At 31.4% G+C, this 12,046-nt stretch carries 14 protein-coding genes; 12 read left to right on the top strand and 2 right to left on the bottom strand.

Annotated elements, in window-relative coordinates; genetic code table 11:
• Positions 1 to 699: a hypothetical protein gene (locus Q0714_RS10015; RefSeq protein WP_298264627.1), complete on the top strand. Its 699-nt coding sequence runs from the start codon at positions 1 to 3 to the stop codon at positions 697 to 699.
• Positions 700 to 735: 36 nt separating this feature from the next.
• Here Q0714_RS10015 and Q0714_RS10010 read toward each other — a convergent pair whose 3' ends face one another.
• On the bottom strand, positions 736 to 1,215 hold the full coding sequence (locus Q0714_RS10010; protein WP_298264625.1) for a regulatory protein RecX: 480 nt from the start codon (positions 1,213 to 1,215) through the stop codon (positions 736 to 738).
• A 91-nt stretch (positions 1,216 to 1,306) separates the two neighbouring features.
• Positions 1,307 to 1,657: a 4Fe-4S dicluster domain-containing protein gene (locus Q0714_RS10005; protein WP_298264623.1), complete on the bottom strand. Its 351-nt coding sequence runs from the start codon at positions 1,655 to 1,657 to the stop codon at positions 1,307 to 1,309.
• Between the two features lie 171 nt (positions 1,658 to 1,828).
• On the opposite strand from Q0714_RS10005, the gene Q0714_RS10000 reads away from it, so the two are divergent.
• The 11 genes from Q0714_RS10000 (at position 1,829) to nuoL (ending at position 12,040) form a co-directional block, all read left to right on the top strand.
• Positions 1,829 to 3,688 carry a 2-oxoacid:acceptor oxidoreductase subunit alpha gene (locus Q0714_RS10000; RefSeq protein ID WP_298264621.1) on the top strand — a complete coding sequence of 620 codons (1,860 nt, stop codon included), beginning with the start codon at positions 1,829 to 1,831 and terminating at the stop codon, positions 3,686 to 3,688.
• 2 nt (positions 3,689 to 3,690) lie between these two features.
• The gene (locus Q0714_RS09995; protein WP_298264620.1) at positions 3,691 to 4,704 is read left to right on the top strand and encodes a 2-oxoacid:ferredoxin oxidoreductase subunit beta; all 1,014 of its coding nucleotides are present in this window, start codon (positions 3,691 to 3,693) and stop codon (positions 4,702 to 4,704) included.
• Positions 4,705 to 5,207: 503 nt separating this feature from the next.
• Complete coding sequence (locus Q0714_RS09990; RefSeq protein WP_298264618.1) at positions 5,208 to 5,558, top strand: NADH-quinone oxidoreductase subunit A; 351 nt, start codon at positions 5,208 to 5,210, stop codon at positions 5,556 to 5,558.
• On the top strand, positions 5,549 to 6,109 hold the full coding sequence (locus tag Q0714_RS09985; protein ID WP_298264617.1) for an NADH-quinone oxidoreductase subunit B: 561 nt from the start codon (positions 5,549 to 5,551) through the stop codon (positions 6,107 to 6,109). The genes Q0714_RS09990 and Q0714_RS09985 overlap by 10 nt, the downstream gene beginning before the upstream one ends.
• A gap of 10 nt (positions 6,110 to 6,119) precedes the next feature.
• Entirely contained in the window at positions 6,120 to 6,581 is a 462-nt protein-coding gene (locus tag Q0714_RS09980) for an NADH-quinone oxidoreductase subunit C (RefSeq protein WP_298264615.1), read from the top strand.
• 5 nt (positions 6,582 to 6,586) lie between these two features.
• Positions 6,587 to 7,708, top strand: a complete 1,122-nt coding sequence (locus Q0714_RS09975) for an NADH-quinone oxidoreductase subunit D (RefSeq protein WP_298264613.1) — start codon at positions 6,587 to 6,589, stop codon at positions 7,706 to 7,708.
• A 10-nt stretch (positions 7,709 to 7,718) separates the two neighbouring features.
• Positions 7,719 to 8,783, top strand: a complete 1,065-nt coding sequence (gene nuoH, locus Q0714_RS09970) for an NADH-quinone oxidoreductase subunit NuoH (protein ID WP_298264612.1) — start codon at positions 7,719 to 7,721, stop codon at positions 8,781 to 8,783.
• A 5-nt stretch (positions 8,784 to 8,788) separates the two neighbouring features.
• Positions 8,789 to 9,265, top strand: coding sequence for a 4Fe-4S binding protein (locus Q0714_RS09965; RefSeq protein ID WP_298264611.1), 477 nt, complete (start codon positions 8,789 to 8,791; stop codon positions 9,263 to 9,265).
• 4 nt (positions 9,266 to 9,269) lie between these two features.
• Positions 9,270 to 9,794: an NADH-quinone oxidoreductase subunit J gene (locus tag Q0714_RS09960; protein WP_298264610.1), complete on the top strand. Its 525-nt coding sequence runs from the start codon at positions 9,270 to 9,272 to the stop codon at positions 9,792 to 9,794.
• Positions 9,791 to 10,108 (top strand): NADH-quinone oxidoreductase subunit NuoK, encoded by a 318-nt coding sequence (nuoK, locus tag Q0714_RS09955; protein ID WP_298264608.1) that lies wholly within the window; start codon positions 9,791 to 9,793, stop codon positions 10,106 to 10,108. The genes Q0714_RS09960 and nuoK overlap by 4 nt, the downstream gene beginning before the upstream one ends.
• Before the next feature lie 12 nt (positions 10,109 to 10,120).
• Positions 10,121 to 12,040, top strand: coding sequence for an NADH-quinone oxidoreductase subunit L (gene nuoL / locus Q0714_RS09950; protein ID WP_298264607.1), 1,920 nt, complete (start codon positions 10,121 to 10,123; stop codon positions 12,038 to 12,040).
• The last annotated feature ends 6 nt before the right edge of the window (positions 12,041 to 12,046 follow it).

Genomic DNA, 12,046 nt, shown 5'->3' with positions numbered 1-12,046 from the left:
ATGAAAAAATTAAACATCCTTTTTAATTTAGGGATTATCAGTATCTTTTTAAGTTGTGGCGGTAAAGACAATCCGGATCCAGTAATTGTAGATCCTCCAACTGCTGCTATACTAACTTTTCCAATTAATAATGAAGAATGTAACACTGGTGAAAGCATTAATAGTACACAAAGCAAAATAAATTTTGAATGGAATGTTTCAACCAACACCACTTCATATACCTTAGTAATTAGAAATTTATTGACCAATACAAATTTCAATACCAATACCACAAGTAACTTTAGCACAGCTATATTAAATAAAAATACTCCTTATAAATGGTGGGTTATTTCAAAAAATTCCGAAGCCACCAACACTGCTAAAAGCTCTGAGTGGAAATTCTACAATGCTGGAGATGCTGTAAAATCTTATGCCCCATTCCCTGCAGAAGTAATTAACCCTAGTTTAGGCTCATCCATAAGCGGTGAAAATGTTACTTTAGAATGGAATGGAAGTGATGTTGATGGCGATATAAAAGAATATGATGTATATTTTGGAACTGTAAATCCACCAACTGAATTACTAAGCACTACATCCACTCAAAAAATAGAGAACGTTGTTGTTAGCCAAGGAAACACTTATTATTGGAACGTGATTACTAAAGACAATAGTAATAACTCATCAACTTCTGAAATTTTTCAATTTAAAATTATAAACTAGTTTATAATAAAAAGAGGTAAATTAATTTACCTCTTTTTATTCCTCTGAAAATAATTGATTAACTATTTCATAAACCAATGATGTTTCATATCCCTTAGAAATTAAAAAAGCTGAAAGCTTCGCTCTTTTTTTAAAATAGTTAGTTTCTTTTATCAATTTTATTTTTTTTTCTGCTAACGCTTGTAATGTATTTTTATATTCTTGATCATCAATTTCTTTTAATGCTGTTATAATATTATAAGAAGAAATATCTCTAAACTTTAGTTCATTAATAATTTTAAGTTTACCCCATTTTTTTATTGAAAATTTCCCTCTTGCAAATGCTTTAGAAAAACGTTCTTCATTTAAAAAGTTATGTTGTATTAGATGAAGGATAATTTTTTCTTTTGCAGCTGGTATCATCTTTAAATCATATAACTTTTTTTCAACCTCTTTATGGCTTCTTTCCTGATAACTACAAAAATATTCTAACACCTTAGTAGCTTCATCTACTGTATATGATTTTTTATTTTTCATTAATTACAAAAATAATTGAAAATAAAGAAGCAGTCTAAAAAGAAATTAATTTCCTTTTTAGACTGCTTCTTTATAATTAAATGATGATAAATTATTCTCCGTGTAACCAAGCTTTTTTGCCTAATAACTGTTCTTCTGTTTCTTCATGATCTTCATCAGGAACACAACAATCAACTGGACAAACAGAAGCACATTGTGGTTCATCATGGAAACCTTTACATTCAGTACACTTATCAGTTACAATAAAGTAAAATTCATCAGATAATGGTTCATTCATTTCATCAGCATCCGCTTCACCTCCACTAGGTAAAGTCACAGTTCCGCTTAAAGCTGTTTCATCTGAATACGCCCATTCACTATCTGGTTCGTAAATTGCATTGTTAGGACACTCAGAAATACAAGCATCACAGTTTATACATTCATCTGTTATTTTAATAGCCATGTTTACTAATTTTTAATATTTATTTATTCTACAAAATTATACATTTTTATGCAAGTCAATGTGACAAAAGTCATTTACTGTTATAAAAAGTAACTATATATTTGACTCTTAAATTTAAACATAAAATTTAATTCAATAAATTTAAATAAAATTTTTTAATTAGCATAAATTATGGTTACAGCTAAAACAAAGCATCAACCCGAAATATTGGAGGCAGTAGTTATCCGATTTGTTGGTGATTCAGGTGATGGAATGCAGTTGACAGGAACTCAGTTTTCTGACACCTCTGCAATGTTTGGAAATGACATAGCAACCTTCCCAAACTATCCTTCAGAAATTAGAGCTCCACAAGGAAGTTTATATGGAGTTTCTGGGTTTCAAGTTCACATAGGTAGTGTAGAAATAAGCACCCCGGGAGATAATGTTGATTTATTGGTAGCAATGAACCCTGCTGGTTTAAAAACCAATTTACATGCCGTAAAACCAGGGCACACAATTATTATTGATACTGATGCTTTTACCAAAAAAAATTTAGAAAAAGCTCAATACCAAACTAATCCTTTAGAAGATGGCTCTCTTGAAAACTATAGAGTTATTGAGGTAGCAATGTCTAGCTTAACCAAAGAAGCTTTAAAAGACGTTGAAGGTTTAGATAATAAAAGTATTACCCGAAGTAAAAACATGTTTGCTTTAGGTATGGTATATTGGATGTATGATAGATCTACTCAGCATACCATAGATTTTTTCAACAAAAAATTTAAATCTAAACCAAACATCATTGAAGCTAATACTAAAGTTTTAAATGCAGGCTTTTATTTTGCTGAAACTTTAGAATTAATTCCAAATGCTTACACCATTACTCCAGCCAAAATGGCTTCTGGAACCTATAGAATTATTATGGGTAATACAGCAACTGCTTGGGGGTTTTTAGCTGCAGCTGAGAAATCTGGGTTAGAATTATTTTTAGGTTCTTATCCAATTACACCAGCTACAGATATTTTACACGAATTAGTAAAGCATAAACATTTTGGTGTTAAGGCTTTTCAAGCCGAAGATGAAATAGCTGGCATCGCTTCTGCAATTGGTGCTTCATTTGCTGGAGATTTAGCAATTACAACAACTTCTGGTCCTGGATTAGCTTTAAAAGGTGAAGCTTTAGGCTTGGCAATGATGGTAGAATTACCTTTAGTGGTTGTAAATGTTCAACGTGGTGGTCCTTCTACTGGTTTACCTACAAAAACAGAACAATCTGATTTATTGCAAGCATTATACGGTAGAAATGGTGAAAGTCCTGTAATTGTAATTGCTGCAAGTACTCCTGCTAACTGTTTTAATTACGCTTACCAAGCTGCAAAATTAGCCTTAGAACATATGACTCCTGTAATTTTACTTACAGATGGTTATATAGCAAACGGTTCCGCTCCTTGGAAAGTGAAATCTGTTAGTGAAATGCCAGAAATAAAAAATAATATTGTAAAAGACGTTACAGAAAACTGGCACCCGTACGATAGAAACGAAGAGTCTTTAGCTAGAAATTGGGCCATTCCTGGAACACCAGGTTTAGAACATAGAATTGGTGGTTTAGAAAAAGACAAGGTTACAGGCAATGTTTCTTATGTTCCTGAAAACCACGAATATATGACTAATATTAGAGCAGAAAAAGTTAAACGTGTTCAAAATTACATTCCAAACTTAGAAACTGAATTTGCAGAAACTGGTGATTTATTGGTAATTGGCTGGGGAGGAACTTACGGTTCTCTTCATTCAGCTGTAAAACAACTAAACGAAGAAGAAGGTTATAAAAATATTGGTTTTGCTCATTTTAATTACATAAATCCTCTTCCTAAAAATACGGAAGAAATTTTAACTAAATTCAAAAAAATTGTTGTTTGTGAATTAAACAATGGACAATTCTCTAAAGTATTAAAAATGAATTTTAATGGGTTTGAATTTTTACAATATAACAAAGTTCAAGGCTTACCATTTGGAAACACTGAATTAATTGAAAAATTTAAACAATTAGTAAAATAATTATGGAAACAACAGCTGTAAAAAAATATACATTTAAAGATTTTGCTAGCGATCAAGAAGTAAGATGGTGTCCTGGTTGCGATGACTATGTTATTTTACGTTCTATGCAAAAAGCACTTCCAGAAATGGGGGTTAAAAAAGAAGAAGTTGTATTTATTTCAGGTATTGGATGCTCATCTCGTTTTCCATACTATATGAATACTTATGGAATGCACAGTATTCACGGTAGAGCGCCCGGAATAGCTTCAGGAGTTAAATTAGCAAACCCTAACTTAAGTGTTTGGGTTATGACAGGCGATGGTGATGCTATGGCTATTGGTGGAAACCACTTTATTCATGTGTTACGTAGAAATATTGATTTAAATATTGTACTATTTAACAATGAAATTTACGGTTTAACAAAGGGTCAGTTTTCACCTACTTCATTAGTTGGGCAGAAAACAAAATCATCTCCTTATGGAAATACACAACCACCTTTTTCTCCAGGTGAATTAGCATTAGGAGCTCAAGCTCGTTTTTTTGCAAGAATTGGTGGAAATAACCCTAAAGAAATGTCTAATATTTTTGTTGAAGCACATAAATTTAAAGGAACTTCATTAATTGAAGTTTTACAAAATTGTGTAATCTTTAATGATGGTTGTTTTACCAATATAACGGATAAAGCAGTTAAAGAAGACAAACAAATATTTCTTGAAGATGGCAAACCAATGATTTTTGGTAAAGATCGTAATAAAGGTTTGGTATTAAACGGACTTAAATTAGAAGTAGTTACCATTGGCGAAAATGGAATTACCGAAGACGATATTTTAGTACATAATGCCAAAGAAAAAGATCCAACATTACACCAAATGTTAGTTCGATTAGAGTATCCTATTGCAACTGGAATTATAAGAAGTTATAATGATGTAACACTTGAAGAAAGAGAAGATGCCCTAACTGCACAAGTAAAAGCAAATTCAAATTTCAAAAAAACTGATGATTTGTTCTTCTCTGGCGAAACCTATGAAGTTAAATAATCATTGTAAAAAAGATAGCTGATAAAAATCAGCTATCTTTTTTAATTGATTTACCTCTGTACTTATGTTTCTTATAATTTAAAAAAATCTAACTATTTAATCCTCTATTTTAGATTACAAATTATATTTAATATACTTAATTTAAGTGGGCTTACTTTTTCTATATCTCCATAGAAAAAGACCAATATTAAACCAATTAACTTTTCACAATAGCTTATTATAATTGGAATAATACTAATTAATATACAATATTAGTTAAAAGATCAAAGGCATTAAATAGGCAAGTAAAATAACTCTAAACTTTAAAAAACTGATGTTTTATTCTTATCAATTAGAACCTATAAACTTTAAGTGATAAATGTAACATGAATAACTGATTTTTATCAGCTATCGTTTTCTTATATTAATATACATTTGTATTCGTATTTCTTAAAACTTTAAAAAATTCTTAATAAATCTATATATTCTACTACTTTTGTAGATTAATAAAAAGCGTTTAAAAAATGGGATCAGAAGCCATTATTGTATTTTTAATTGCTGGGATTGTTTTGGTTGCGGGAGCAAATTTTTTATCAAATCTAATTTCGCACAAATCAGATAACCCTCAAAAAAGAGAACCTTATGAAAGTGGTATGACTACAATTGGGCCAACCTGGGTTCAGTTTAAAGTAGGTTATTACCTTTTTGCCATCTTATTTTTAATATTTGATGTAGAGGTAGCATTTTTAATTCCATGGGCAGTGGTTTTTAAAGATGTAGGAGCTGTTGCTTTTATTGAAATAACCATCTTCTTAGTAATTTTAGGATTAGGACTATTATACGCTTGGAAAAAAGGAGCATTAAAATGGGAATAGAAAAAACACAAGAAATTCCAGAAGATTTCCCAGGAAAAGTAATTCCTGCAGGAAATGGAGCTAACGTAATTGTTACTTCATTAGATAAAATAATTAATTGGGGGCGATCAAATTCACTTTGGTCGCTTTACTTTGGCACAAGTTGTTGCGCCATTGAAATGATGCAAACTGGAGCAGCACGCCATGATTATTCTCGATTTGGATTTGAAGTTGCTAGACCTTCCCCGCGACAAGCAGATTTAATTATAATTGCAGGAACCATTGTAAATAAAATGGCACCTGTTTTACGCCGTTTATACGATCAAATGGCAGAGCCAAAATATGTGATAGCCATGGGAGCTTGTGCAATTTCTGGAGGTCCATTCTTTTACAACTCTTATTCGGTAGTAAAAGGAGCCGATCACGTAATACCTGTTGATGTTTACGTTCCTGGTTGTCCTCCTCGTCCTGAAGCTTTATTGGAAGGTATGTTAATGCTTCAAGATAAAATCCGAACTGAAAATATGAAACATAAAGAAAATCCTATTGAAGGATTTGATGAAGGATTATAAAACTGAAGTTATGAAAAACGAAGCATTACAAAATATAATAAGCAGCTGGATTCCAGAATTGGAATTTACAGAAGAAGGCTCAGAATTCTTAACCATTTCAGTAAAACCTGAAAATTTACACCAATTAATGAACCAATTAAAAAGCAATAAAGAAACAAATTTCGATTACTTGTTTTGCTTAACTGGTATGGATTGGGGAAAAGAATTAGGCGTAGTTTATCATTTAGAATCTACAACTCACAGACATATTATTGTTGTAAAAGTAAAAACAACTGATAGAGATAATCCTGAGTTTGATACAGTGTGTGATATTTGGAAAACTGCAGAATTTCATGAACGTGAAGTTTTTGATTTTTTTGGAATTAAGTTTAACAACCATCCTAATTTAAAAAGACTTTTTTTAACTGAAGATTGGGACGGATATCCACTTAGAAAAGATTATGTAGATGAAATTAATATGGTTATCAAATAGTAATTATGGATACAACTATTAAAAATAGCAACTTAAAATCTGAAGAATATTTTATTAATATGGGACCTCAACACCCTGCTACCCATGGTGTTTTGCGTTTATTATTAACCATTGATGGTGAAATTATTAAAAAAGTAGAACCAGATTTAGGTTATATTCATCGATCTATAGAAAAAATGTGTGAACGTGATAGCTATCAGCAAATTGTGCATTTAACAGATCGAATGGATTATTTATCTTCTCATATAAATAATGAAGCCGTTTGTTTAACTGTTGAAAAAGCTTTAGAGCTAGAAGTTCCTGAACGTGTAAAAGTAATTAGAACCATTATTGGTGAATTAACACGTATTGCATCACACACACTTTGGTGGGGAGTTATGGGAATGGATGTTGGTGCGCTTACCACTTATTTTTATGGCTTTAGAGATCGTGAAATGATTAACGATATTTTTGAGGAAACTTGTGGAGCACGATTAACCATGAACTACAACATTCCTGGAGGTTTAATGTTTGATATTCATCCAAATTTTGTAAAAAGAGTTAAAGATTTTATTGCTCACTTTAAGACAAAATTACCTGAATATGACACCTTGCTTTCTGGAAATGTTATTTTTCAAAAAAGAACAAAAGGAGTGGGTATTTTAACCAAAGAAGATGCTATTTCATTTGGAGCTTCGGGTCCAGTTGGACGTGGATCGGGGTATTCTTGTGATGTTAGAAAACACCATCCATATAGTGCCTTAGACAAAGTAAAGTTTAAAGAAATTTTAAAAACTGAAGGTGATACATTTGCCCGTTATCAAGTAAGAGTTGAAGAAATGTGGGAATCTCTTTCAATAATTGAGCAATTAATTGATAATATTCCAGAAGGTGATTATAAAGTTGCTACCAATGCGGTTATAAAATTACCTAAAGGTGAATTTTATCAAAAAGTAGAAACTGCCAGAGGAGAACTAGGGGTATATGTAGTTAGCACTGGAACCAAAAATCCTTATCGTGTAAAATTTAGATCTCCTGGGTTTTCAAATATTTCACTGTTAAATCATATAACAGTAGGTGGTAAAATTGGAGATTTAGTTGCTACTATGGCAACATTAGATATTGTAGTACCAGATATTGACAGATAAATTTAATACTATGAATATAACATTAAGTATTACAACAACTATTTACAAATTTCTTTCAGAATATATGTCTGAAGGAGCAGCTAACATAGGTACAATGGTTACAATTGCATTCATTTATTTAGCCATTTTTGCCGTTGCTGGTTTGTACTTAGTTTTATTAGAAAGAAAAGTTGCCGCTTGGTTTCAATTAAGAATTGGACCTAACAGAGTTGGTTGGTGGGGTTTGCTACAAACAATGGCAGATGCATTAAAACTGGTTTCAAAAGAGTTAACAGGAACTGTAAAAGCAGATAAATTTTTATACAATTTAGCACCCTATTTTGTAATAGTTTCATCATTAATGGCATTGGCTGTTTTTCCTTTCACTAAAGAATTTCAAGCATTTGATATCAATATTGGAATCTTCTTTTTAATTGCCATTTCATCAATTGGTGTTATCGGAATTTTATTAGGAGGTTGGGCAAGTAATAACAAATTTGCTTTAATTGGTGCAATGAGAAGTGGCGTTCAAACAATAAGTTACGAACTTTCTGTAGGACTTTCACTTTTAACCATGGTTTTAATTACTGGCACTTTACAACTTTCCGAAATTATTGAAGTTCAAAAAAATGGTTGGTTAATTGTACAAGGTCATATCCCTGCTGTTATTGCATTTATGATATATATGATTGCAGGAACTGCTGAAACTAATAGAGCTCCATTTGATATGGTTGAAGCTGAAAGTGAATTGGGAGCTGGTTTCCATACAGAATATTCAGGAATGAAATTCGCTTACTTCTTTTTAGCCGAGTTTATAAACATGTTCATTATTGCAGCCATTGCAACTACCATATTTTTTGGCGGTTGGTTATCTCCTTTTGGAATTACCGATGCTATTCCTTGGTTAGGTGCTTTTTGGTTTTTAGGAAAAACCTTGTTATTGGTCTTTTTAATGATGTGGTTTAGATGGACTTTCCCAAGATTAAGAGTTGATCAATTACTAACCCTTGAGTGGAAATATTTATTACCGTTAAACTTACTAAACATCATTTTAATGGCATTAATTGTTTGGTTAAACCTAACAATTCAATTTTAAAGATTATGAGTTATTTTGGAGACATCTATAAAGGAATAAAAACACTACTTACTGGTATGAGTGTTACCGGAAAGTATTTTATAACCTCACGCAAAGGAGCCATTACGCAACAATATCCAGACAACAGAGATAATTTGAAAATGTTTGATCGTTTTCGTGGCGAAGTAGTCATGCCACATAATGAAAATAACGAACATCGTTGTACTGGTTGTCAAAAATGTGAATTGGCTTGTCCAAACGGAACTATTGAAATTATTTGGGATAGACAAATTGATCCTGAAACAGGTAAAAAGAAAAAAATGATAGACAAACACATTTACCATTTAGGAATGTGTACTATGTGTGGTTTATGCATTGAAGCTTGCCCAACTGACGCCATAAAATGGGCTCAAAATTTCGAAAATTCTGTTTATGACAGAACAAAATTGACAAGAGTTTTAAACAAACCAGGTTCTAAATTAATGCCTGGTGTAGAAGATTAAACTTATGGAAAGATATATATTTTACATCTTAGCTTTAATAATGATTGTTTTTGCAATTGCATCTGTAACTAGCAAAAAAATGCTTCGATCAGTGATTTACTTATTATTTGTTTTATGTGGTATTGCAGGAATCTATTTTTTAATAGATTATAATTTCCTTGCTGCTATTCAATTAACCGTATATGCTGGTGGAATTATTGTACTAATTATATTTTCAGTGGTGCTAGTTCATCATATTGAAATGGAATTAGAACTTGCTAAAAAATCTAAGCAAATTTTAGTAGGATTAGCCTGTTTAATAGGTTTAGGAGTATTTTTAACCACTATTTATTCTCACCCATTTAACGTGGTTGAAAATAATATTACTACCACTACTGAAGATATTGGTTTAGGCTTATTAAGTTATGAAACAGGTGGCTTTATTTTACCATTTGAAGTAATTAGTGTGCTTTTGTTAGCATCAATGATTGGAGCAATTGTAATAGCAAAAGGAAAGAAATTAACCGATAAAAATGATTCAACATTATGATCGCCGGAATTAGCATTTATGAAATTTTAACTGTTACCTCTATTTTATTTTTTATTGGTGTATACGGTTTTATTACTAGAAAAAACTTGATTTCAATTTTAATGTCTATTGAATTAATATTGAATGCATCCGTTATAAACTTTGTTGTTATCAATAAATACTTATATCCAGATTTATTACAAGGGGTCTTCTTTTCAATATTTATTATTGCAGTTGCCGCAGCTGAAACTGCATTAGCCGTAGCAATTATAATTAATTTATATCGACAAATTGCTTCAGTAGAAGTGAAAGACACTGAAACTATGAAATATTAATATGTTGAAATTATGAATTTTACTTACATAATATTAATACCTTTAATTCCACTAGTATCATTTTTACTATTAGGAATATTTAATAAAAAAATTAAACCAGGCATATCTGGATATATAGGTGTAGCTGGCTTGTCAACTTCAGCAGCATTATCTTTTTATACTGCTTATACCTATTTTTTTACAATAGGAAAAGTAGATGGTGTTTATCAAACATTTGTTGAGAAAATAACCTGGATGAATTTCACCGACACTTTAGCTATTGATATGGGAATTTTAATCGATCCTATTTCAGTAATGATGTTGGTGGTTGTATCTACAATATCACTAATGGTTCATATTTATAGCCGAGGTTATATGAAAGGAGATGATGGTTATACACGTTTCTTTGCATTTTTAGGCTTGTTCTCATTCTCTATGTTTGGCTTAGTATTGGCAACTAATTTATTCCAAATTTATATTTTTTGGGAATTAGTAGGGGTTTCTTCCTTTTTATTAATTGGATATTATTATACTAAAAGTTCAGCAGTAGCTGCCGCTAAAAAAGCTTTTATAGTAACTCGTTTTGCTGATTTAGGTTTTTTAATAGGAATTTTAATCATCGGATATTATACAGGAACCTACGATTTTGAAACTCTAAACAACCCTGAAGGAAGTACTATTTTAAATTGGGCTTCATCTTCTTTTATGGGATTGTCTATTATAACTTGGGCATTGATCTTAATTTTTATGGGAGGTGCTGGGAAATCTGCAATGTTTCCATTACATATTTGGTTGCCCGATGCTATGGAAGGGCCAACCCCTGTATCTGCATTAATTCACGCAGCAACTATGGTTGTTGCTGGGGTATACTTAGTAGCAAGATTATTCCCAATGTATTATTTTGTTGAAGATGGCTTTGCTTTAAATATTGTAGCTTATGTAGGAGCTTTTTCATCATTATTTGCAGCAATAATAGCCATCACACAAACAGATATCAAACGTGTACTCGCATTTTCAACCATGTCGCAATTAGGATATATGATGTTGGCTTTAGGTGTTTCTGGGTACGATGGTCATGAGGGTGTAGGTTATATGGCATCTATGTTCCATTTATTTACTCATGCCATGTTCAAAGCGTTATTATTTTTAGGTGCAGGTTCTGTTATACACGCCGTACATAGTAATTATTTAAAAGATATGGGTAGCTTACGCAAGTATATGCCAATTACTAATATCACATTTTTAGTGGCTGCTTTGGCCATTTCAGGAGTTTTTCCTTTATCAGGGTTTTGGAGTAAAGATGAAATTTTAGTTGCGGCTTTTGAACACAATAAACTTATCTACTTTGTTGGAATTTTTGTTGCTGGCTTAACAGCTTTTTACATGTTCAGATTGTACTTTGGAATTTTTTGGGGTAAAAATACAACGTATAAACACACCCCTCACGAGTCTCCAATTTCAATGACTTTTCCTTTGATGATTCTTGCTTTTATTAGCATTTTTAGTGGATTCATTCCTTTTAGCGAATTAATAACTCCTGATAAAGCTGGTTTTGAAGCTCATTTAAATATTCCTTTAGCAATTGTTGCTACCATTATAGGTTTAATAGGAATAGGTTTAGCTTATATTTTCTATAAAAAAGAAAATGATTTAGCTGATAGATTTTCAAATGCTTTTGGAATATTTTACAAATGGACGTTTAACAAATTTTATTTTGATGAAATTTACTTATTTGTCACCAAAAAAATAATCTTTAATAGAATAGCTGGACCTATAGCTAGGTTCGATAAAAAAGTAGTTGATGGAACTATGGAAGGCATAGGAAATAAAACCGTAGTGATTTCCAAAAAAATTAAGGGTATCCAATCTGGTAAAGTACAAGACTACGCATTATCCTTCATAGCTGGGGCAGTAGTTTTAGCATTGGTTTTTATTTATTTATGGACAAACTAACAAATT

The organism is uncultured Lutibacter sp. (assembly GCF_947493565.1).
Classification (GTDB): Bacteria; Bacteroidota; Bacteroidia; order Flavobacteriales; family Flavobacteriaceae; genus Lutibacter; species Lutibacter aestuarii.
The sequence above is the reverse complement of the archived record's forward strand: the minus strand, read 5'-3'. Positions and strand labels throughout refer to the sequence as shown.

Coding starts and splice junctions, on each gene's coding strand:
- Q0714_RS10015 (WP_298264627.1), top strand. CDS start 1: ATGAAAAAATTAAACATCCTTTTTAATTTAGGGATTATCAGTATCTTT.
- Q0714_RS10010 (WP_298264625.1), bottom strand. CDS start 1,215: ATGAAAAATAAAAAATCATATACAGTAGATGAAGCTACTAAGGTGTTA.
- Q0714_RS10005 (WP_298264623.1), bottom strand. CDS start 1,657: ATGGCTATTAAAATAACAGATGAATGTATAAACTGTGATGCTTGTATT.
- Q0714_RS10000 (WP_298264621.1), top strand. CDS start 1,829: ATGGTTACAGCTAAAACAAAGCATCAACCCGAAATATTGGAGGCAGTA.
- Q0714_RS09995 (WP_298264620.1), top strand. CDS start 3,691: ATGGAAACAACAGCTGTAAAAAAATATACATTTAAAGATTTTGCTAGC.
- Q0714_RS09990 (WP_298264618.1), top strand. CDS start 5,208: ATGGGATCAGAAGCCATTATTGTATTTTTAATTGCTGGGATTGTTTTG.
- Q0714_RS09985 (WP_298264617.1), top strand. CDS start 5,549: ATGGGAATAGAAAAAACACAAGAAATTCCAGAAGATTTCCCAGGAAAA.
- Q0714_RS09980 (WP_298264615.1), top strand. CDS start 6,120: ATGAAAAACGAAGCATTACAAAATATAATAAGCAGCTGGATTCCAGAA.
- Q0714_RS09975 (WP_298264613.1), top strand. CDS start 6,587: ATGGATACAACTATTAAAAATAGCAACTTAAAATCTGAAGAATATTTT.
- nuoH (WP_298264612.1), top strand. CDS start 7,719: ATGAATATAACATTAAGTATTACAACAACTATTTACAAATTTCTTTCA.
- Q0714_RS09965 (WP_298264611.1), top strand. CDS start 8,789: ATGAGTTATTTTGGAGACATCTATAAAGGAATAAAAACACTACTTACT.
- Q0714_RS09960 (WP_298264610.1), top strand. CDS start 9,270: ATGGAAAGATATATATTTTACATCTTAGCTTTAATAATGATTGTTTTT.
- nuoK (WP_298264608.1), top strand. CDS start 9,791: ATGATCGCCGGAATTAGCATTTATGAAATTTTAACTGTTACCTCTATT.
- nuoL (WP_298264607.1), top strand. CDS start 10,121: ATGAATTTTACTTACATAATATTAATACCTTTAATTCCACTAGTATCA.